This is a genomic window from Nonomuraea sp. NPDC049709, assembly GCF_040674815.1.
In the GTDB taxonomy this organism is placed as follows: Bacteria; Actinomycetota; Actinomycetes; order Streptosporangiales; family Streptosporangiaceae; genus Nonomuraea.
This window is the reverse complement of the sequence record NZ_JBFANM010000114.1, coordinates 1-21,648: the sequence shown is the minus strand read 5'-3', so window position 1 is coordinate 21,648 and position 21,648 is coordinate 1. Positions and strand designations below refer to the sequence as shown.

Here is a 21,648-nt window from a genome sequence, read left to right as displayed (position 1 = left end):
CTCCTCGGGAAGGTTGGCCGCACGCTATTACGGCCTAGGCCGTAATGTCCAGATCGAAGAGCCGCGCGGCGTTGCGCCACGCCACCAGTTCGGCCGTCTCCTCGTCCAGGCCCGCGGCCGCCACCGCGCCGTACGCCGAGGCCGGGTCGATGAGGGTCGAGTCGGTGCCGAAGAGCAGTCGCGTGCGGTCCACCCCGGCGGCCACCTGGGCGATGCGGCCGGCCGGCGCGTGGGAGTAGCACGGCTCCAGATAGAGCCGGTCGCAGGCGTTCGCGGCCTCGATGGCGTGGGCGAAGCCGTCGGCGCCCATGTGCCCCGCGATGACGCGCAGGCCGGGCGTGTCGAGGCAGACCTGGGCCAGGTCCAGCACCGTGGTCCCCCAGGTGTGGACCAGCGCGGGCACCCCAGCCGCCGCGACCATGGCCAGCGCCTCGCGCGTCTGCGGCGAGGAGGCGGGCGACCCCGTGTAGTCGGTGTGGATCTTGACGCCCGCGAACTTGCCGGTGGGCAGGTATTCCCGCAGGTCCCGCTCGCCGTCGGCCGGCCTGCGGGGGTTGATCGTGACGTACCCCAGGTGGCGGTCCTGCGTGGCCAGCCACTCGGCCAGGGCCCGGTTGCCCGCGCGGGCGTCGTAGATCACTGCCTCGGTGGCCGACACGATCGACAGATCGATGCCGAAGCGGTCCATGGTGGCCAGGTTCGCCCCGGCCACGTCCATGGAGAAGAACCACGGGCCCCAGTGGGCGTGCACGTCGATGATCATGCGAACAGCCTCCTCGCGTTGCCGCCCGCCACCGCGGCGATCTCGTCCGGCTTCAGCCCGCTGGTCGCCAGGCGCAGGAGGGGGACGACGGGCTCGTAGTGGGGGGTGCGCGAGCCGTACAGGAGCCGGTCGGCCGGTACGGTCTCCAGCGCGTCGGGGGAGTTGAGCAGGCGGGTCGAGGTGTGGAACCCGGGCTCGTCGGCGGCGGCCACGAGGAAGTCGCCGAGGTGGTAGAAGTGCGTGTCCAGGAAGACCACCTTGGCGTCCAGCCCGGCGAACGGCTGCCAGAAGCGCCGCACGTCGCCGCCGGTCAGCACCACGAGGCCGAGCGCGGCGGCCCTCCTGGCGACGTGCCGGACCGAGGGGAAGCCCGCCTCGACGCCCTGCTCGTCCGGGAACAGCCTGATCGCCCGCACGCCCAGCGGCGCCAGCCGGTCGATCTCGCGCACCGCGCCGATGGGGTCACGCAGATCCACGGTCCCGACCGGAACCACGCCGGCTCCGCTGCCCCCGCCCGAGCCCGAGCCCGAGCCCTCGTCCGAGCCCGAGCCCGAGCCCCCGCCCGTGCTGTCGCCCGGCGCGAGCGGGCCGCCGGAGAGGGCCAGGACCTCGTCGTTCCCGGAGCGCATGTCGAACAGGGCCGCCCGCAGCGACGCCACCGCGCCCGCCCGGATGCGGTGCGCGGCCAGGGCCTCCAGGACGGATCCCGGCGTTCCCGGCGGTCCGTCGCGGTCGGGGTACGCCCCGACCAGCACGTCCACGTCGAGGGTCACCTCGAGCTCGCCGACCAGTTCACGCGCGTCGAACGCCGTCACACCAGCCTCCATTGACTAATCCTGCTCAGAAGATTACGGTCTGGACCAAAATTGGGCAACAATGTGCGGAGGTGCGGTCATGCCGCGCAGTCCCCTCGTGATGTCGGCGGCTCTGGCCGCCGCCTTGCTCGTATCCGCGATCCCAGCATCGGCAGCCCCAGCATCGGCAACCCCGGCATCGGCAGCCCCAGCATCGGCAGCCCCAGCATCGGCAACCCCAGCATCGGCAACCCCAGCATCGGCAACCCCGGCGTCGGCAGCCCCGGCGTCGGCGGCCCCCGTGCGGGCGGCCGCCCGGAGCCTCGCGCAGGGAGCTCCGTCGTGTGCCGGGCAGCGCGTGGAGACGTCCGGGCCGGCGTCGGTGACCGGCGCGATCGTGGGCGCCGTCGTCCACGAGGGCAAGGGCTACGTCGTCACCCGCGGCCAGAAGCCGCCCGTGCTGGCCGAGATCGACCTGGCCACTCGCCAGGTGGTCAGGAGCGTACGCCTGCCCGACGCCCCGGCGACCGGGGAGCCGGAGGGCGGCTGGGCCACGGCGGTGTCCGGCGGCAAGGTCTACGTCGGCACCTACCCCGTGCCCGACCTCTACCGCTTCGACCCGGCCACCGGCGAGGTGGCGCACCTCGGCTCGTTCGGCCGCAACGGCGGCTACATCTGGTCCCTGGCCGCGGCACCAGACGGCACCCTCTACGCCGGGACCTATCCCGACGGCCGGGTCAAGGAGTACGTCCCGGCCACCGGCGCGGTGCGCGACTTCGGCGTGCTGGCCACGGGGGAGCGCTACGTCAGAGCGGTCGCGGCCGACGCCGGCAACGTCTACGCGGGCCTGCTGGACAAGGGCAGGCTCGTCGCCATCGACCGGAAGACGGGCGCGGTCAGGGAGCTGGCCCAGGGGACGGCCGGCATCGGCGTCGTGGCCGAGCACGGCGACCGGATCCTCGCGGTGAGCGGGCCGGTCCTGATCGACGTCCGCAAGGACGGCACCGACGCCAGGCGGGTCTCCCTGGGCTCCGGCAGCCTCGACGCGCTCACGGTCGCCCCCGACGGCACGGTCTACGGCACCTCGCGCCCCGACGGCGCCGTCCACCGCTACCGCACGGGCGACAGCGCGCTCACCAAGGTCGCCGGCCCGCCGTCGCAGGAGGACGAGACCAGGCGGCTCGCGCTCGTCGACGACCACACCCTGGCCGGCTTCTCCGGCAGCGGCGGCATGTGGTGGCTGGACCTGCGCACCGGCGAGTCCGAGTTCACCGACCTGATCGAGGCCGGACTGCCGGCCGGCGCCGAGCGTCCGCAGAGCATGCTGCTGGTGCCCGGCCGGGCCGTCTACGTCGGCGGCCACTTCTTCATGGACGTCCGCGACCTGCGTACCGGCGCGCAGCGCAGGTTCCGCGTACCCGGCGAGCCCAAGGACCTGGTGCGCCGCGGGAACAAGATCTACGCCGCGATCTACCCCAGCGGCCAGATCATCTCCGTCGACCTGCGCACCGACCGGATCCGCAGCCTGGGCTACCTGGGCCACGACCAGCAGCGCCCGTGGGACATCGAGTACGACCCGGTGACCGACAAGCTGCTGGTCGCCTCCGCCCCGCTGGGCGGCAAGCTGGAGGGCGCCCTGACGATCGTGGACCCGGACACCGGTGAGATGGACGTCCACCTGGGTGTCATCCCCGGCCAGAGCCTGATGAGCCTCTCGCTCGACGCCCGCGCGGGAGTCGTCTACCTGGGCGGCGACGTGCTCGGCGGCGGCGGCGTCCCGCCGGTGAGGACCGCGGCCTCCGTCGCGGCGTTCGACCTGAGCTCCCGTACGGTGCGGTGGCAGGCGGACCCGGTTCCCGGCGCGCGGACGTTCCAGGACATCAAGGTGCACGACGGCCTGCTCTACGGGGTCTACAAGCGCGACTCCGGCACCTGGATCGCCCTCGACCTGGCCACCAGGACGGTCAGGCATCAGGGCACCCTGTCCGGGTACGGCGAGCTGACCGTGCACCGCGGCCGGGTGTTCGTCTCGACCTTCTTCGGCGGCGGCAACGCCTACGAGCTGGGCGCGGACGAGCCGGGCCCCGGCGCGCTGGGGGCGGCCCGGCACCTGGCCACCGGGCTGGGCGACGACTGGTACACCAACCCGCAGCTCCACTTCGAGCCCGGCTCCTGGAAGGCGTGGGCCCTGAGCGGCCGGCACCTGGCGAGGATCGACCTGAACCCCGGCTGCCCGCTCTTGACCGTCACACCACCGCAAGGCTAATTTCGGTCTGTGCCGAAATTAGTTCTGGACGCCCACCGGCTCATCGGCCCCGTGCCCTTCGACGACCTGCCCCGGGATCCGCTGCCGGAGATGGACCGGCTGGGCGTCCACCGCGCCTGCGTGACCCACACGCTCAGCCTCTACTCCGACGTCCACGCGGGGAACGAGGCGCTGCTGGCCCTGAGCGACCCCCGGCTCCTCCCGGTGCCGGTGCTGCTCCCTGAGGCGTTCGGGCCGGCGCCGGACTGGGACGTTCCCATGGTCCGGCTCTGCCCGGCGCGCCACCGGTTCGAGCTCACCGGCCCCACGGCCGTGCGCAGGCTGGCGGACCTCGGCGCCATCGCGGCCATCGAGCTGGACGAGACCTCGCCGGGGGAGCTCCTCGCCCTCGCCCGCCTGCTGCCCGGACAGCGCATCCTGCTGCTCAACCCCGGCTACCGGCGGCTGCGCGCGATCGGCGAGCTCATGTCCGAGATCCCGGACCTCTGGCTGGAGATCGGCACCGTCAACACCCAGCGCGGCGTCGAGTGGCTGGCCACGCACTACGGCGCGGAGCGGCTGGTGTTCGGGACCGGCGCCCCGGTCATGGACGACTGCGGGCCCCGCTTCCTGCTCGACCACCTCGAACTCCCGGAGGCCGACATCGACCTGATCGCCTCGGGCGGCGGCCTGTTCGGGCAAGGAGGCCGCCGGTGATCCTGGACGCGCACGGCCACCTCGGCCCGTGGCCGGACTTCCTCATCCCGGACCAGTCGGCCGGCGGCATGGTCACCCTGATGGACCTGCTCGGCATCGAGGCGATCGGCATCAGCCACCTGCTCGCCGTCGGTCCTGACGCCGAGGAGGGCAACCGGCGGGCGTTCGACGCGGCCGAGCGCCATCCCGGCCGGTTCGGCGTCTGGCAGGTCTACAACCCCCACCAGCGCAACCGGCTCACCGGCACGGGCGTCTGGGGCGTGAAGCTCCACCCGGACGTGCACGAGTGCCGGCTCGACGACCGCCGCTACGATCCCGTCTGGGAGCTGGGCCTGCCGGTGCTCGCCCACGGCCAGACGGGTTCCCCGTGGAGCGACCCCGAGCAGTTCGTCACCGTGGCCCGGCGACACCCGGACGTGCCGTTGCTGCTGGGTCACGCCGGGCTCTGGCCCCATGGCTTCGCCCGCGCGGCCGACCTGGTGGGCGGGCACCCGAACGTCTACCTGGAGATCTGCGGCTCCAAGATGACCGGCCGCTGGATCGCCCGCCTGGCCGGCCTGATCGGCGCCGACCGCGTGGTCTACGGCTCCGACGCCTGCTTCCTCGACCTGCGGATCGGCTTCGGGCGCGTGGCCCTGGCCCCCCTCGACGACGCCGACCGTGCCCTCATCCAGGGCGGCAACCTCGCGCGGTTGCTGAAAAGAGCCCTGTGACGGCGCCCCCGACGACTGCTGGAAGGACCCATCCATGACGCTCGCCCTCCACGGCGGAGCCCCCGTACGCACCGCGCCCTGGCCGGCCTGGCCGCCGCCGCTCGACGAGGCCCAGCGCGAGCTGGTCACCACCGTGCTGGACAGCGGCCAGTGGGGCGCCACACAGGGCGGATCGATGTGCGCGGACCTGGCCGCCGCGCTCGCCCGCCGCTCCGGCGTCGAGCACGGCGTGACCGTCGGCAACGCCACGCTCGGCCTGTTCGCCGCGCTGCGCGGCCTGGGGGTCGGGCCCGGCGACGAGGTGATCGTCCCGGCGTACACGTTCGTCGCCTCGGCCACGGCCGTGCTGCTCGCCGGGGCCACGCCGGTGATCGCCGACGTGGACCCGGCCGACCTGCACCTGTCCGTGCCCGCGGCGCAGGCGGCGCTCACCCCGCGCACGGTCGCGATCATGCCGGTGCACCTCGCGGGCAGCCCCGCCGACATGGACCCCCTGAACGCGCTCGCCGCGCGGCACGGCCTGGCGGTCATCGAGGACGCCGCGCAGGCGCACGGCGCGGCCTACCGGGGGCGCCCGGTCGGCGGGCTCGGCGACGCCGGCGTCTACAGCTTCCAGGCGAGCAAGGCGATGACGGCGGGGGAGGGCGGCCTCGTCGTCTGCCGGGAGGAGGCCGTCCACGACGCCGTCTGGTCGGTCTGCAACCTTGGCCGCCAACGGGGCGGCGCCTGGTACGGCCACCCTTCCGTCGGCTGGAACCTGCGGCTGACCGAGATCCAGGCCGCGCTCCTGCTGCCCTGGCTGGACCGGCTGGACCAGGAGATCGACCGCAGGAACGCCTTCTGCGCCGCCGTCGAGCGCGAGCTGGCCGCCATCCCGATGCCCGCCGGCCACGACGGCGAGGGGGCCTCCGGCCAGCGGCCGGTGACGGTGGTCCCGCAACCGCCGGGCACCACCCGCGACTCGCGCCACCTGCTCATGCTGCGCCTGCACGTGCCTTTCGACCGGTCGTTCCTGCTGGCGGCCCTGGCGGCGGAGGGCGTCCCGCTCGACGGCGGCTACCCGCCGCTCGGCACCATGGCGGCGCTCACCGGGGCGGGCGCCCGGCCGGAGTCCTGCCCCGCCGCCGTGGCGGCCGCCCGCGAGGTGATCTGGGTACGCCAGTCCATGCTCATGGACGATCCCGGCAACGCCGCCCAGATCGCCGAAGCCCTGGCCAAGGTCCTCACGTCGTGAAGTGAGCGGCCACGAGCCGGGAGGTGAACCGGGTCAGGCGTGGATCGGGAACGCGGGGACCGGAGCGGCGCTCTCCTGGGTGCGGATCAAGGCGTCGCAGTCCGCGATCGTCTCCTCCAGCAGCGTGCACAGCAGCGCGTCCGGGTCCGGTACGCAGGCCTGCACGATCCCCACCACCGCCAGCTGCACCGCGTTCGGCGCCGCGTACCGGCGGAAGCCCTTCTCCGTGATCCGGGCCGCCCGGCTGAAGCGCCTGGCCTGCTCGGTCGCGTGCGGGACCTCCTCCATCGCGCGCCGGCTGCGCTCGCTCAGCCGCCCCGACGGCGCTCCTTCGAGCCTGGCCAGCATCTCCTCGGCGGCCAGCACCGACACCGCCAGCGCGAGCTGGCGCTCGGCCGCCGCCACCGGCAGGGCCGTGGTGGCGCAGCGCAGCGCGATGTGCGCGTCCACGCGCAGGTCGTCGCTGGCCAGGCCGATGATGGAGGGGACCAGCCGGACGAGCTTGGCCCGGCTCTCGTCGCTGGTGTTGTCGTTGACCAGGCGGGCGAGTGCGGCCAGCAACGGGTGTGTGCACGCCGGATGGTCGCTCCAGCGTTCTCCGGCCAGGTAGGAGGCCAGTTCCATGAAGCAGGCCCCGCGCTTGGGATTGCGGTGCCTGCCACGGGAAAGGACCGGCATGTGATCAAGGTGATTGTCCACGGGTGCTCCACTGCTCCGCGCGATCGCCGTCTGTCCAGTCTGCGCCGTAGTGCCGTTCAATTCCAGTGATGTGGTGCCGGTGATGTGATGAACGTTCCCTCTACCCCGGCACGTCACACTCAGACACTCATGTCCGCACGAATACCGCGACCGTGCGGGCCGGGACGGTGAGCGTGCCGGTGGCGGGGTCGAAGGCCGACTCCCGTACGACCGGGTCGTCCGAAGCGGCCTGTACGGGATGCAGCGCCACCTCCTGCCCCGCCAGCGACGGCATCGCCTGCGTGTGCTCCGCCGGAGTCGCGTTGAACACGACCGTGACCGACTTCCAGCGCGGGTCGAGCCCCGACGTGTCCACGTGCATGGCGATCACGCCCTCCGCCGAGTCGGGGAACGTCAGCCGCCGCCGCACCTCCTCCAGCGACCCCAGCGCGAACGCCGGCGACGACGCCCTGATCCGCAGCAGCTCGCCGTACCTGGCCCGGCCGGCGTTGATGTCCGCGCAGCCGGGCCGCAGCGCGGGGTCGGCGAGCAGCGGCCGGGCGTAGGGCCACCTGTCCTCGTTCCCGGCGCGGGGCGGCAGGCCGGCGCCGAAGCCGTTGCCCTGCGCGCAGTCCCACAGCAGCCGGTTGAACCAGTCGCCCGAGTTGTAGGAGTTGCGGTCGAGCGACTTCGAGCGCAGCCGCTCGCTGCCCGCGTGCACGAACGCCGTCCCCTGCGACAGCACGGCCGTGGCCAGCGACAGCGCCTGCATGCGCACCCGGTCGGCCATCGGCGTCGACTGGGGCAGCTTGTACGCCAGCGCGTCGAACAGCGTCTCGTTGTCGTGCGCGTCCACGTACGTCACCACCTCCCCGGGCGCGGCCGCGTACCCGGCGGGCGAGCCGTTGTAGTCGACCTCCGAGCCCCGCTTGCCCGAGGGCAGCACGTAGCCGGCCAGGTTCCCGGTCAGCCCGACCCGGATGAGGTCGGCGTAGCCGGCCAGCCGCTCCCGCTGCTGCTCGGCCGTGCCGTTGGCCGGGGAGCCGTTGGGCGCCCCGGCCAGCCCCGAGCCGAAGCCCTGCACGCGCGGGTCGGCGTCGAACGGGCCGCCGCCGCGCACCGCGTCCCGCAGCCGGTCGCTGAACGTGCCGATGCCGGTCCCGGCCAGGTTCGCCTGCGTGGCCTGCTCGAACCGGGCCCCGCCGGCCACCTCGCCGAAGTTCCAGCCCTCGCCGTACAGGATGATCGACTTGCCGTCCACGCCGTCCTGCTCCACGGTGAGCGCGTCGAGGGCGCGGCGGACGGCGAGCATGTTCGCCTTCGGGTGGTGGCCCATGAGGTCGAACCGGAAGCCGTCGATCTTGTACTGCCTCGCCCACGTGACGACCGAGTCGACCACGAGCTTGCCCATCATTGTGTGCTCGGGCGCGGTGCCGGCGCAGCAGGTGGAGGTGGCCACGGCGCCGTCGTCCAGGAGCCGGTGGTAGTAGCCGGGCACGATGGGGTCGAGCACGCCGGTGGAGTGGGTGTGGTTGTAGACCACGTCCATCACCACGCGCAGCCCGGCCCGGTTGAGCCCGGCGACCATGCCGCGGAACTCCTTGATCCGCTCGTCCGGGTCGGTCGCGTACGAGCCCTCCGGCACCGTGTAGTGCAGCGGGTCGTACCCCCAGTTGAAGGAGTCCTTGGCGGCGGTGCGCGCGACGCACTCCTGCTGCCGCTCGGAGTCGGGCGGCAGCGCGGCCAGGTCGCAGCCCGGCTCCGTCCGGTCGGCCTTCCGCTCCGGGATCGTGGCGAGGTCGAACACGGGCAGCAGGTGCACGTGCGTCAGCCCGTCCTCGGCGAGCGCGCGGAGCGCGCGCATACCGGCGGAGTCGAGCCCGAAGGCCGCGTACGTGCCGCGCAGCGCGGCCGGGACGCTCGCGTCGGAGGCGGAGAAGTCGCGCACGTGCAACTCGTAGATCGAGGCCCGGTCCTGCGGCACGGCCGCCGGCTTGGCCGCCCGGTCCCAGCCGGGCGGTTTCAGCGCGGCGCCGTCGAGGCTCACGAGCCTGCTGCGCACCCCGTCCGCGGTGACGGCCAGGCTGTAGGGGTCGGTGACCTCGTTCGTCACGACCTTCCCGGCGGCGGGGGAGTAGACCGTGACCAGGTAGGTGTACTCGCGGCCCAGCCACGTCGGCAGGCCGTGCACCGACCACACGCCGCTGTCGTCGTCGCGGCGCATCCGGTGCACGCTGCGGCCGGGGCCGTACAGGGCCAGCTCGACCTTCTGCGCGGTCGGCGCCCACAGCGCGAGCTTCGGGATCGTCCGGCCCGACGGGCCGAGGGTGGCGGTCGCGGCCTCGGCGTAGAGATCGTCCAGCACGCCGGGGATCTGCACTCCCGTCGCGGCCAGCAGCGTGCCCGCGGCGTCCCGCTCCACGGCCACGACCTGGCCGCGCAGCGCCTGCCGCACGAGGTCGGCGTCGCGCGGGTCCACCTTCAGCGCCGGGTACGCGGCCAGGTGCGGCCACTTCCGTTCCTGCTCCTCGCTCAGCGTGCCCGGGAGGAGCCGGATGAGCCGCAGGTCGCCGGTCAGGTCGCCGTCGCCGCAGGCGCTGCCGTACGCGATGTCGCCCTTGGCGCTGAAGGCCAGCGAGTGCCGCAGCGACGGCCCGCCGCGCCAGGCCACGGTGTCCCGGTCGATCCAGTGGGCCCTGGCCTTGCCCAGGTCGGCGTCCGCGCCCGTGGCGGCGGGCAGGTCCTTGTCGTCGCCCTCGTGGATGATGTGACTCAGGCTCTTCGCCCCCTCGGCGAGCGGCACCGTGAACACGGCCCCGAAGCCGTCCGTGCCCGACGGCCGCGGGGGCGAGGCCCGGTCGGCGGGCGCGGCGGCGCCGCCCCACACGTGCGGTCCCCAGCCCTCGTCGTTCCCGTCCGGGCGGTGGTAATGCAGGACGACCGCGTTCCCGGCCGCCGCCAGGTTCCTGAGCGGGACCGCCGGAAGGCGTTTGCAGTCCTTTCTGGAAGTTTCTGAAATGCCGGGGAACCGCTTCCTGGCGCGCGCGCCAGCAGACGTGGCCTGGTCAGGGGTTCACAATGGGGACCGACCTGCGCTGATACGGGCTCCGATGGTGCATGGGTCGCGGGCGGGGATCAATGTAACAACTTGCAGAAACCTTACGAACCCATCTACCGGTGAGCGTCACGTCGGCGTAACCTCCGGCTTACTCCGACCTCGACCGAGCTGTGAGGTGAAGGATCATGCGACGAAACTTACCGGCCGCAGCCGCCGTTGCGGCATTCGTTCTGGCGCTGTCCGCCTGTGGCGGCGGAGGCGAGACCCCCGCACCCGCGGCGTCGGTCTCCGACCCGTCGAAGGTGAGCGGCGAGCTGACGTGGTGGGACACGACGCGCCCGGAGAGTGAGGGGCCGACCTTCCAGGCGTTGATCAAGGAGTTCCAGGCGAAATATCCGCAGGTCAAGGTGAATTATGTGAACGTGCCGTCGGACCAGGCGCAGAACCAGTTCCAGACGGCCGCGCAGGCCGGCACGGGCGCGCCCGACGTGATCCGCTCCGAGGTGGCCTGGACGTCGCAGTTCGCGTCGCTGGGATATCTGCAGCCGCTGGACGGCAGCCGGGCGGTGGACAAGCCCGAGGACTTCCTGCCCGGGCCCTTGAGCAGCACGAAGTTCAACGGCAAGACCTATGCCGTGCCGCAGGTCACCGACACGCTCGCGCTGATCTACAACAAGCGCCTGCTGAAGGAGGCCGGCCACGAGGAGCCCCCCAAGACGATCGCGGAGCTGAAGCAGACCGCGCTCGACGTCAAGGCCAAGACCGGCGTGGCCGGGCTCGCGCTGAACGTCGACTCCTACTTCCTGCTGCCCTTCATGTACGGCGAGGGCGGCGACCTGCTCGACGTGGCCAACAAGAAGATCGTGGTCAACTCGCCCGCCAACGTGAAGGCGATGGAGACGGTCTCCGACCTGATCAGCTCCGGCGCGGCCCCCAAACCGGCCACGACCGAGAGCTACGCCAACGCCATGACCGCCCTCAAGGAGGGCAAGGCGGCGATGATCTACAACGGCCCGTGGGCGCTGTCGGAGATCTACCAGGGCAAGGAGTTCAAGGACAAGGCGAACCTGGGCATCGCGCCGGTCCCGGCCGGGTCGGTCAAGGCCGCGGCGCCCACCGGCGGCTGGAACCTGGCCATCTACGCCGGCTCCAAGAACATCCCGGCCGCGTACGAGTTCGTCCGCTTCATGACCACCGTCGAGGCCCAGGCGAAGATCGCCAAGGAGATCAGCCTCCTGCCCACCCGGACCTCCGCGTACGCCAACCCGGACGTGGAGGGCAACTCGGATGTGGCGGTGTTCAAGCCGATCATGGACACGGCCGTCCCGCGCCCGTGGATCCCGGAGGGCGGCCAGCTCTTCCAGCCGCTGCTGGAGGGCTACCAGTCGCTCGTCGGCGGCAAGTCAGGCCCCGCGGACATGCTCAAGAAGGTCGACGAGCAGTACCGCGGGATCATGAAGGACTGGAGCTGACCGGTGGCGGTCTCGACCGGACGGTCGAGCGGTGGTCCGGCCGCGGGTGAGTCCGCCCGCGGCCGGAGCCATCGCGATTACAGGCCGGGGCGCCTGCGGCGCTCGATCGCCACCCACTGGTACGCGTGGGCCATGGTCGCGCCGGTGCTGGCCGTGATGCTGGTGCTGATCGGCTGGCCGCTGATCCGGGGCGTCTACCTGTCGCTGACCGACGCGACCGAGGCGAACATCGGCCGGACCATCGGGGTGAACGTCATCCCGTCCACGTACGAGTTCGTCGGCCTGGACAACTACCTGCAGATCCTGACCAGCAGCCTGTTCTGGGACAAGCTGCTCTGGACCGTCGTGTGGACGGCGGTCTGCGTCGGCCTGCACTACGGCATCGGCCTGGGCCTGGCCGTCATGCTCAACCGCCGCCTGCGCTTCCGCTCGGTCTACCGGGTGCTGCTGATCCTGCCGTGGGCGGTGCCCGCCTTCGTGGCCGCGTTCATCTGGCGCTACCTCTACAACAGCGACTACGGCGTGATCAACGGCTTCCTCAAGCTGGCCGGGATCGGCGGGGTCGGCTGGCTGGACGACCCGACCACGGCGAAGATCGCGGTGATCGCGGTGAACGTGTGGATCGGGGTGCCGTTCATGATGGTCGCCCTGCTGGGCGGGCTGCAGTCGATCCCGGCCGAGCTGTACGAGGCGGCCGAGGTGGACGGCGCCGGCCCGTGGCAGCGGTTCAGGGCGATCACGCTGCCCGGGTTGCGGCAGGTGTCCGGCACCGTGCTCCTGCTCGGCACGATCTGGACGTTCAACATGTTCCCGATCATCTTCCTGGTCACCAGGGGCGGGCCGGGCAGCGAGACGGAGATCCTGGTCACCTACGCCTTCCGGGAGGCGTTCACCGGCATCCGCAACTACTCGGGCTCGGCGGCCTGGGGCGTGATCATCCTGGCCATGCTGATCGTGCTGGCCGTCGGCTACCGGCGTACCCTGCGCAGTCAAGGAGACCCATGGTGAGCACCAGAACCCGGCCGCGCGGCGAGCGCGGCCCGCTGGCCTCCGCCGGCCTGCACGCGGGCCTGCTCCTCGCGGTCGCGATCTCCCTCTTCCCGGTCGTCTGGCTGGTGCTGACGTCGCTCAAGCCGCGCGACAGCTGGCTGTCGGCCGAGCTGCAGCTGTTCAACGACTCCTCGCTGGACAACTACACCCGGGTGCTGACCGCCACGCAGTTCCCGCAGTGGCTGCTCAACAGCGTGTTGACCGCCGGGCTCACCATGGTCCTGGGCGTGTTCCTGGCGGCCACCACCGGGTACGCGGTCAGCCGGTTCCGCTTCCCCGGGCACCGCTCGGTCATGTGGCTGCTGCTGATCACCCAGATGTTCCCGGTGGCCATCCTGATCGTGCCGCTGTACAACCTGATGGCCGGGCTCGGGCTGCTCAACCAGATCCCCGGCCTGGTGATCGCGTACATGACGATCGCGGTGCCGTTCTGCGCCTGGATGATGAAGAGCTATTTCGACACCGTGCCGATCGAGATCGACCAGGCCGGGATGGTGGACGGGCTGACCCCGTTCGGAGTGTTCTGGCGGGTCGTGCTGCCGCTGGCACGGCCGGGGATCGCGGTGACCGCGTTCTACTGCTTCATGACCGCCTGGGGCGAGGTCGGCTACGCCACCGTGTTCATGTCCCAGGAGGACAAGCGCACGCTCGGCGTGGGGCTGCAGCAGTTCATCGGCCAGCACTGGTCCGACTGGGGGCTGATGACCGCCTCGGCGGTGCTCATCGCCATCCCGGCCGGCGCGGTGTTCCTGCTCGTCCAGCGCCACCTGATCACCGGCCTCACGGCCGGCGCCACCAAGTCCTAGCCCCCCGTGAGGAGCTCGTGAGCAGGGACGGGGCTCACGCTGCTCACGTTTGAGTAATTGTTTCGTCACTGTACGTGACAGGGGTTGCCGCAGGATCCTGGTGTCATGGACGGATTCCTCGACGAGACCTGCGGAGGAGTGACCGAGCTGCGCGTGCACGGAGTCTCCGGCACGCCCCCGGCCGGCATCCTGAACCACCCCCATCCCCGGCTCGTCGCGGGCGACGGCACCACCGGGTTCTACCGGCGCTGGTGGGCGGGCGGCAGGCCGGCCGGTGGCCACCCGGACGTGCCGGGCGTCCGCCACCGGGAGGCGTACGCCTGGGGCAACCTCACCTCCGGCGGCCGGACGATCGCGCTCTGGCTGCTCCTGCTGCCGTTCTCGCTGGCGAACCTGTCCTACTTCATGCTCCCCAGACCGGCGGGCGGGGCCCGGCTGCGGCACGTGACGGAGGCGGCGCAGCGGCTGTTCGCCCTGCTGCTCACCGGCACGCTCGTCGGCGCCGTCACCCGGGCCGCCGTCGACCTCGTCGGCTGGCAGTGCACCGCCGCCGGCCGGGCCTGCGCGCAGGACACGGCCCCGGTCTGGGTGCACTGGCTGGCCGCGCTGTGGGGGCACGAGCCGTCCCGGCGGCTGGCGGTCACCGCGCTGGTCCCGCTGCTGGTCGTCGTCCTGCTGTGGTGGATCGCCCGGCGCACCTGGCAGCGCGACGAGCGCACGGTCGTGCCGGCCGGCAGGCCGGCCGAGGGGGCGCCGCGCGACGGCGGGCCGCTGGCCCGGCCCCGGCTGTGGCACGGCGGCGCGCCGGTGTGGCGGCTGCGGGTCGTGCACGTGTCCTTCGCCATCGCCTCCATCGGGGTGGCCGTGTCGGCGCCGTTCGCGGGCACGGCCCGGGGGCTCGTGCTGACCGTGGCCAACGCCGGGGTGCAGCTGGCCGCGGCCGTGCTGGCGGCGCTGCCGTGGATCGCCCGGCGGCTGGACCCGCACTCGGGGCAGCGGGAGCCGGGGTGGCTCACGTTCGCCTGCCGGGCGCTGCGGGTGGCGGCGCCGCTGGTGTTCGTGGCCACGATCGTGGCGGCCCTGGCCGGGTTGCCGCCCGCCGCCGTGGCCGCGGGGTCCGCGTGGCAGCTGCCCGGCGTCGGGATTGGAGCGTTCCAGCTCGGGCTCACGGTCGGGCTCGGCCTGTTCATCCTGGTCGCCACCTGCGTGCTGGCCCGCATGGACCGGCCGGGCGCCGGTGGCGGGCGCTGCGAGCGGCGGGCGATGGGCGGGCTGGCCGCCTGGTTCGTGCTGATGGCGGCCGCGGGCAGCGCGAACGTCCTGGCCCTCGGCGTGCTGTTCTGGACCGCCACGTTCTTCGGCGTCCCGGGGACCTCCGCCGACCCGGGGCCGCCGGGCCGGCGGTTGTTCCTCGACGACGCCGTCTGGTGGACGGCGGCCCTGGTGCCGCTGCTGGCGCTGGGCCTCCTCGCCGTGGCGGGCGTGCTCTACCTGATCCGCAGGGCCGAGGCGGCGCGGCTGGTCCCCGGGCTGAAGGCGTACTACGGCCAGCGCGACGACGCCGAGGTGGTCGCCGCCAAGTGGGCGCTGGCCTCCCTCACCGACCGCGCCGGGCTCGTGCTGGGCGTGCTCACCGGGATCGGGGTGGCCGGGTCCGTGGTGGTGACCGTGATCCACCGGCTGCGGCTGTTCACGCCCGACGGGGGGATCGCGGGGCTGCTCGCCTCCGTCGGGAGCTGGGCCATGGTGGCGATCATCGCAGGGCTGGTGCTGCTCGGCCGCCGCACGTACAGCGACTCCCGGCTGCGCAGGACGATCGGCATCCTGTGGGACGTCTCCACGTTCTGGCCCCGGGCCATCCACCCGCTGTCGCCGCCCTGCTACACCGAGCGGGTCGTGCCCGAGCTGATGGCCCGGGTCGGCCGGCTCGCCAGGACCGAGCGGGACGAGGTCGTGCTGTCGGGGCACAGCCAGGGCAGCGTCATCGCCGCCGCCCTGGTGCTGCAGCTCGATCCCGAGCTGCGGGCGCGCGTCAGGCTGCTCACGCACGGCTCGCCGCTGGGCCGCCTGTACGCGCCGTACTTCCCCGCCTGGTTCGGCGGCGCCGGACCCGTGGCCGTACGGGACGCCGTGTCCTGGTGCAACCTCTACCGGCTGAGCGATCCCATCGGCGGGCCCGTCTTCCGGCCGGCCGACCCCCTCACCGGGGAGCGGCAGGACGAGGTGGACCGGTTCTGCTGGGACCCGGCGCGGCCCGACCCCGGGGAGCCGCTGCCCGAGGCGCGATGGCACTCGGACTACTGGCTCGACCCGCCCTACGACGAGGCCCTGAACCGGTTGATCACCGTCAAACCCGCCGCCTGAGCGGCCGGGCGGGTAGGGTTTCCCGCGTCCCGGTCGATCGCCATGTCCGGATGGGGGCTGACGGTGAGATGGGTGCTGCTGCTGGTCGCTTCGGCGCTGTGGTGGTCGTTGCCGGTCGCCGCCCGGGCGGACGACACCGCTTCGGGTGAGGCCGGGGGGCGGGTGGCGTTCATCGGGGTGCCGGGGCTGCTGTGGGACGACATCGATCCGCGGGACACGCCGCGCCTGTGGGAGCTGGCCGGGCAGAGCGGGCTCGGGTCCGTCTCCGTCAAGACCGTCGGCACCGTGACCTGCCCGTACGACGGGTGGCTTACGGTGTCGGCGGGCGTGCGCTCGGCCGTGGGCCGGCGCTGCGGGCTGCCGCCCGAGCCGATCGCGCAGGGACAGGGCGCGATCGTCCCCGAGGTGCGCGAGCTGCTCGGCACGCGCGACGGGACCTACGCGGGCACGCTCGGCACCGCCGTGCACGCCGCCGGTGAGTGCACGGCCGCCGTCGGGCGGGGCGCGGCGCTGGCGCTGGCCGACAAGGCGGGCCAGGTCGACCTGTACGCCTCCGAGCCGGCCGGGCTGGGCGACTGGGCGCGCTGCCGGGTGCTGGCCGTGGACGTGGCCGCGCTCGTCGAGCCGTACCTGGAGGACGGCAGGCTGCCGCAGGACCCGGAGGCGATCTCGCCCGAGCGGCGCCGCGACCTGGCCCGCCAGGCCGACTCCGAGGTGGCGGCGGTGCTCGACCGGCTGCCCGCCGGCACCGAGATCGTGCTGGCCGGGATCGGCGACCACGGCTCCGTGCCGCACCTGCGGGTGGCCATGTGGAAGCGCCCCGGCATCACCGACCGGGCCGGCGGCGCCGGATCGCCCGGCGGCGAGGGGGCGGCCGGCGGAACGGGCGGATCGGGCGGATCGTCCCCGGGTGAGGGGCCGTCCATCGGGACGAACTCCACCCGCCGCGACGACCTCGTGGTGCTGCCCGACATCACGCCCACGATCCTCACCGCCGCCGGCCTCGCGCCGCCCGCGACCGTGGTCGGGCTGCCGTGGCGGCTGGGCGACCCCATCACCCCCGCCGACCTGGTCAGGGCCGACACGGCCGGGGTCAGCGTGCGCGGCACGACGGGCGTCTTCTTCACCGCCTTCGCCGTCCTCCAGGTCGGTTTCTACGCGGTGGCGTACTTCCTGATGTCGCGCCGCAGGCGGCTCGGCCTGGTCGGCACCGCCGCGATCGTGCTGGCCTGCGTGCCGGTCTCGACGTACGCGGTGAACCTGCTGCCGTGGGACCGCAGCCCGTACGTGGTGGTGACGCTGATCGGCGGGGTGCTGGCGGGCACCGCGCTCATCGCCGCCGTCGCGCTGCTGGGCCCGTGGCGGCGCGACCCGCTCGGGCCGCCCGCCGCCGTGGCCGCGATCACCGCCGCGGTGCTCGCCGGTGACCTGCTGACCGGGACGACGCTGCAGTTCAACAGCCTCATGGGCTACACGGCGGTGGTGGGCGGGCGCTACTACGGGCTGGCCAACATCCCGTTCGCGCTGCTGGCCACCGCCGTGCTCATGGTCACCGCCATCGCCGCCGAGCTCCTCGTCCGCGCCGGGCACCGGCGGCCGGCGGTGGCCGGGGTGGCCGGGCTGGGTGTGGCCGCGACGCTGCTGGCGGGCTGGCCCGGCGTGGGCAGCGACTTCGGCGGCGTGATCGCGTTCGTGCCGGGCATCGCCGTCACCGCGCTGCTGGTCGCGGGCCGGAAGGTGTCGGTGCTGAAGCTGGCCGCCTTCTGCGTGCTGGGCGGGGTGCTGGTGTCGGTCATCGCCGTGCTCGACCACCTGCGCCCGCCGGCCGCGCAGACGCACTTGGGCCGGTTCGTCGGTCAGGTGCTCGACGGGACGTTCCTGCCCATGATCGCGCGCAAGCTGGGCGCCATGCTGAACACCCTGCTCTCGCCCAACCTCATGCCCATCGTGCTGGCCGGGCTGGCCTTCCTGATCTTCGCCGTGCTGCGGCCGGGGCAGGTGAGCGCGGGGGTGGTGCCCAGGGCGTTCGCGCAGGCGCCGATGCTGCGGGCCGGGCTCGTCGGAGCGCTGGTCAGCGGCGTGGTGGGGATGCTCGTCAACGACTCGGGCACCGCCGTGCTGTCCATGGCGGTGGCACTGGCCGTGCCGCTGGTGCTGCACGCCGGGGTGCGCTCGTCGGAATCGCCCGCGGGAGAGGCCGAACGACCAAGATCTGAAATTTTCTTTTAGTTCACTCTTAAGTCTTGAAAGTTATATCCACGAGCGATTGAGTTCGGTCGTGCAGACCCTCCGATTGCTGGCCGCCGCCGCGCTCGTGTTAGGCCCCATGGCCCTCAGCGCGCCCGCGCAGGCCGACCCCGCTCCCCCCGCAGAGGACGCCCTGGAGGCGTCCTCTTATCCTGCGCCGTCCACGCTGCTCGCGCGGGCCACCGCGGCCCAGCCGCGGCTGGAGACGGCCAAGAGGACCCGCCCGGTCGCGCCGGGCATCTCGCTGACCTCGTTCGACACCTATGACGCGCTCGGCTGGTTGCGCGCGGACGCGGTCACCGCCGACCTCGGCGGGGCCAAGGCCGACTACGTGTTCTCCGGCGAGGTGTCCAAGACCGAGCCGCTGTCCGGGCCGGCCAGGCGCTCGCGCGCGGTCGCGGCCGTCAACGGCGACTTCTTCGACATCAACAACTCCGGCGCCGCCCAGGGCATCGGCGTCCAGGACGGCAAGCTGATCCAGTCGCCGGTCACCGGTCACGAGAACGCGGTCGCGGTCACCGGGGACGGCGTCGGGCGCGTGCTCCAGATGTACTTCGAGGGCACCGCCACCCCGGCGGGGGGTTCGCCGATCGCGCTGACCCAGTTCAACCAGATCGTGCGCAGCGGCGGCGTGGGGCTGTTCACGCCGCTGTGGGGCTCCTACACCCGGGCCCGCGCCGTCGAGGGCGCCACGTCCGTCGCCGAGGTCGTCCTGGTCGACGGGGTGGTCTCCGAGGTACGCACGTCCGCCGGCACCGGCCCGATCCCCGCGGGCACCACGATCCTGCTGGGCCGCGACGCCGGGGCCGCCGCGCTGTCCGCGCTGAAGCCCGGCGACAAGGTCGACGTGAAGTACCAGCCCAAGCCCTCCGACGGCAACTCGGTCAAGGCCGCCGTGGGCGGCAACTGGGTGCTGGTCAAGGACGGCGTCGTGCAGAACTCGACCGACCCGGCCGCGCACCCGCGTACCGCCGTCGGGTTCTCCGCCGACGGCCGGAAGATGTACCTGCTGACCGTGGACGGCCGCCAGGTCGACAGCCGCGGGGTCACGCTGAACGAGCTGGCCGCCATGATGGCCGACCTCGGTGCCGCGAACGCGCTCAACCTCGACGGCGGCGGCTCCTCGACCATGCTGGCCCGCGAGCCCGGCTCCGCCGACGTGCAGGTGGAGAACAGCCCCTCCGACGGCGGCGAGCGGCACGTCCCCAACGGCCTGGCGCTCTACGCGCCCGAGGGCAGCGGCAAGCTCAAGGGCTTCTGGCTGGAGACCGCGAGCGACCCCGCCAAGGCGCCGGGCGTCGGGCCCGTGGCCGGCGGCCGTCCCGAACGCGTCTTCCCCGGTCTCACCAGGCGGCTGACCGCCGCCGGTTACGACGAGACGTACGGCCCCGCCGCCGGGACCCCGTCGTGGCGGGCGAACCCGGCCGTGCACGGCGTCGTGCGCGACGGGCGGTTCCACGCCCTGATCCCCGGCCCGACCACGGTCACCGCCTCGCGCGGCAACGCCAAGGGCAGCATCGACCTGACCGTGCTGCAGCCCCTGGAGCGGCTCGGCACCACCGCCGACCGGCTCGGGATGGCCGGCGAGGGCGGCGTGGCCACGTTCGGCGTGGTCGGCTACGACCGCAACGGCAACTCCGCGCCCATCGAGCCCGGCGACCTCACGCTGGACTACGACCGGAACCTCTTCGAGGTCACCGCGGCCGAGCAGGGCTACTTCACGGTCAAGGCCAAGCAGGCCACCGGCTCCGGCCTGATCACCGCCAAGGTCGGCAAGCTCGGCACCGCCGTGCCGGTGACGGTCGGGTTCGAGGCCAAGCCGGTCGCCGACTTCGAGGACGCGGCCACGTGGACGTTCGCCGCCGCCCGCGCCACCGGCTCGCTGTCGGCCGCGCCCGGGCAGAGCGGGGGCGGGCTCAAGCTTTCGTACGACTTCACCACCTCCACCGCCACCCGGGCCGCCTACGCCAGCCCGCCGCAGCAGATCGTGGTCGAGGGGCAGCCGCAGGCGTTCGGGCTCTGGATCAACTCCACCGGCAAGGGGGAGTGGCCGAGCCTGGAGTTCTACGACGCGCTCGGGCAGTCACAGATCCTGCGCGGGCCGTACATGACCTGGACCGGCTGGCGGTACGTCGAGTTCACCGTGCCGCCCGGCGTCAACTACCCGCTCAAGCTGCGGCGCTTCTACGTGGCTGAGACCAAGGCGGACGTGAAGTACACCAACGAGATCCTCATCGACGGCCTGGTCGCCAAGGTGCCGCCGTCGGTCGAGGCCCCGGCCGTGCCCAGGGTGGCCGACCCGGTGGTCAGGAGCGAGGTGTCGAAGATGCCGTGGCGGTTCGCGGTCATGTCGGACGCGCAGTTCGTGGCCAGGGACCCGGACAGCGACATCGTCAGGAACGCGCGCCGCACGCTCCAGGAGATCAAGGCCGCCAAGCCGGACTTCCTGGTGATCAACGGTGACCTGGTGGACGAGGCGTCGCCCGAGGACTTCGCGCTGGCGAAGAAGATCCTCGACGAGGAGCTCGGCGGAACGGTGAAATATCACTACATTCCGGGCAACCATGAGGTCATGGGCGGCAAGATCGACAACTTCAAGGGCGCCTTCGGCGACACGTACGGGAAATTCGACCACAAGGGCACCCGCTTCATCACCCTGGACACCTCCCGCCTGAACCTCAGGGGCGGCGGCTACGACCAGGTGGCCATGCTCCGCGCCGAGCTGGACAAGGCGGCCGAGGACGCCTCGATCGGGTCGGTCACCGTGCTGTTCCACGTGCCGCCGCGCGACCCGACGCCCGGCAAGGGCAGCCAGCTCGGCGACCGCAAGGAGGCCGCGCTCGTGGAGGGCTGGCTGGCCGACTTCCAGCGCACCACCGGCAAGGGGGCCGCGTTCATCGGGGCGCACGTGGGGACGTTCCACGCCTCGCACGTGGACGCGGTGCCGTACTTCATCAACGGCAACTCCGGCAAGAACCCCGCCACCGCCCCCGGCGATGGCGGGTTCACCGGGTGGTCGCTGTGGGGCGTCGACCCGGTGACCCGGGCCGAGGCCGAGCACGTCAGGCGGAACTGGTTCGCCGACGCGCCCGACTGGATCGGCACGCAGGTCAGCCCGCACGTGGACGACCTCACCCTCACCGTCCCGGCCTCGGTCGCGGTCGGCGCGCCGGCCACGGTCACGGCCGCGGTCAAGCAGGGCGCCAGGACGGTCCCGGCCGCGTACCCCGTGTCGGTTAAGTGGTCCGGCTCGCCGAACCTGCACGTCGGCCCGCGCAAGACGGCCAAGCCGTGGCACGTGGCCGTCCTCGACCCCGCGACCGGCACGCTGACGGCGCTGCGCGCCGGACAGGTGACGGTGGCCGTCACGGTCAACGGCGTGACGCGGCAGGCGGGCGTGGCGGTGAGCGCCAGGGCCGCCGCCTGACCGCAGGTCCCCCAGGGCCCCGCGGGGCGCGGTACGGGCCCCCGGGGCCCGACCGGGTGGGTTTCGGGGTGGTGACCCCC

At 72.9% G+C, this 21,648-nt stretch carries 14 protein-coding genes; 10 read left to right on the top strand and 4 right to left on the bottom strand.

The window, feature by feature from the left end:
• Nucleotides 1–34: 34 nt before the first annotated feature.
• Nucleotides 35–763 carry an amidohydrolase family protein gene (locus tag AB0J69_RS56175; protein ID WP_364136497.1) on the bottom strand — a complete coding sequence of 243 codons (729 nt, stop codon included), beginning with the start codon at nt 761–763 and terminating at the stop codon, nt 35–37.
• Nucleotides 760–1,578 carry a hypothetical protein gene (locus tag AB0J69_RS56170; protein ID WP_364136495.1) on the bottom strand — a complete coding sequence of 273 codons (819 nt, stop codon included), beginning with the start codon at nt 1,576–1,578 and terminating at the stop codon, nt 760–762. Before AB0J69_RS56170 ends, AB0J69_RS56175 begins: the two co-directional genes overlap by 4 nt.
• A 337-nt stretch (nt 1,579–1,915) precedes the next feature.
• Between AB0J69_RS56170 and AB0J69_RS56165 the strand changes: the two genes are divergently transcribed.
• From AB0J69_RS56165 to AB0J69_RS56150, 4 genes are read left to right on the top strand one after another with little or no spacing between them, the layout of a single operon-like run.
• The gene (locus AB0J69_RS56165) at nt 1,916–3,823 is read left to right on the top strand and encodes a hypothetical protein (protein WP_364136493.1); all 1,908 of its coding nucleotides are present in this window, start codon (nt 1,916–1,918) and stop codon (nt 3,821–3,823) included.
• Between the two features lie 9 nt (nt 3,824–3,832).
• A complete protein-coding gene (locus AB0J69_RS56160) occupies nt 3,833–4,519 on the top strand; it encodes an amidohydrolase family protein (RefSeq protein WP_364136491.1) in 687 nt (228 codons plus the stop codon).
• A complete protein-coding gene (locus AB0J69_RS56155) occupies nt 4,516–5,232 on the top strand; it encodes an amidohydrolase family protein (RefSeq protein WP_364136489.1) in 717 nt (238 codons plus the stop codon). The genes AB0J69_RS56160 and AB0J69_RS56155 overlap by 4 nt, the downstream gene beginning before the upstream one ends.
• Nucleotides 5,233–5,266: 34 nt before the next feature.
• A complete protein-coding gene (locus tag AB0J69_RS56150; protein ID WP_364136487.1) occupies nt 5,267–6,466 on the top strand; it encodes a DegT/DnrJ/EryC1/StrS family aminotransferase in 1,200 nt (399 codons plus the stop codon).
• Between the two features lie 33 nt (nt 6,467–6,499).
• Here the strand turns inward: AB0J69_RS56150 and AB0J69_RS56145 are convergent, their stop codons facing one another.
• Nucleotides 6,500–7,144 carry a hypothetical protein gene (locus AB0J69_RS56145; protein WP_364136485.1) on the bottom strand — a complete coding sequence of 215 codons (645 nt, stop codon included), beginning with the start codon at nt 7,142–7,144 and terminating at the stop codon, nt 6,500–6,502.
• Between the two features lie 148 nt (nt 7,145–7,292).
• Nucleotides 7,293–10,079, bottom strand: coding sequence for a pullulanase-type alpha-1,6-glucosidase (gene pulA / locus AB0J69_RS56140; protein ID WP_364136511.1), 2,787 nt, complete (start codon nt 10,077–10,079; stop codon nt 7,293–7,295).
• A 308-nt stretch (nt 10,080–10,387) separates the two neighbouring features.
• On the opposite strand from pulA, the gene AB0J69_RS56135 reads away from it, so the two are divergent.
• From AB0J69_RS56135 to AB0J69_RS56110, 6 genes are all read left to right on the top strand, one after another.
• Entirely contained in the window at nt 10,388–11,674 is a 1,287-nt protein-coding gene (locus tag AB0J69_RS56135; RefSeq protein ID WP_364136483.1) for an extracellular solute-binding protein, read from the top strand.
• A 3-nt stretch (nt 11,675–11,677) separates the two neighbouring features.
• The gene (locus AB0J69_RS56130; protein WP_364136481.1) at nt 11,678–12,682 is read left to right on the top strand and encodes a sugar ABC transporter permease; all 1,005 of its coding nucleotides are present in this window, start codon (nt 11,678–11,680) and stop codon (nt 12,680–12,682) included.
• Nucleotides 12,676–13,530: a carbohydrate ABC transporter permease gene (locus tag AB0J69_RS56125; protein ID WP_364136479.1), complete on the top strand. Its 855-nt coding sequence runs from the start codon at nt 12,676–12,678 to the stop codon at nt 13,528–13,530. The genes AB0J69_RS56130 and AB0J69_RS56125 overlap by 7 nt, the downstream gene beginning before the upstream one ends.
• A 105-nt stretch (nt 13,531–13,635) precedes the next feature.
• Nucleotides 13,636–15,894, top strand: coding sequence for a hypothetical protein (locus tag AB0J69_RS56120; RefSeq protein WP_364136477.1), 2,259 nt, complete (start codon nt 13,636–13,638; stop codon nt 15,892–15,894).
• A 63-nt stretch (nt 15,895–15,957) separates the two neighbouring features.
• Nucleotides 15,958–18,123, top strand: coding sequence for a hypothetical protein (locus tag AB0J69_RS56115; RefSeq protein ID WP_364136475.1), 2,166 nt, complete (start codon nt 15,958–15,960; stop codon nt 18,121–18,123).
• A gap of 49 nt (nt 18,124–18,172) precedes the next feature.
• Entirely contained in the window at nt 18,173–21,568 is a 3,396-nt protein-coding gene (locus AB0J69_RS56110; RefSeq protein ID WP_364136473.1) for a phosphodiester glycosidase family protein, read from the top strand.
• The last annotated feature ends 80 nt before the right edge of the window (nt 21,569–21,648 follow it).

Bases quoted from the DNA above. Each gene is read 5' to 3' on its own strand.
- AB0J69_RS56175 (WP_364136497.1), bottom strand. From the start codon at position 763: ATGATCATCGACGTGCACGCCCACTGGGGCCCGTGGTTCTTCTCCATG.
- AB0J69_RS56150 (WP_364136487.1), top strand. From the start codon at position 5,267: ATGACGCTCGCCCTCCACGGCGGAGCCCCCGTACGCACCGCGCCCTGG.
- AB0J69_RS56145 (WP_364136485.1), bottom strand. From the start codon at position 7,144: ATGCCGGTCCTTTCCCGTGGCAGGCACCGCAATCCCAAGCGCGGGGCC.
- AB0J69_RS56135 (WP_364136483.1), top strand. From the start codon at position 10,388: ATGCGACGAAACTTACCGGCCGCAGCCGCCGTTGCGGCATTCGTTCTG.
- AB0J69_RS56125 (WP_364136479.1), top strand. From the start codon at position 12,676: ATGGTGAGCACCAGAACCCGGCCGCGCGGCGAGCGCGGCCCGCTGGCC.
- AB0J69_RS56120 (WP_364136477.1), top strand. From the start codon at position 13,636: ATGGACGGATTCCTCGACGAGACCTGCGGAGGAGTGACCGAGCTGCGC.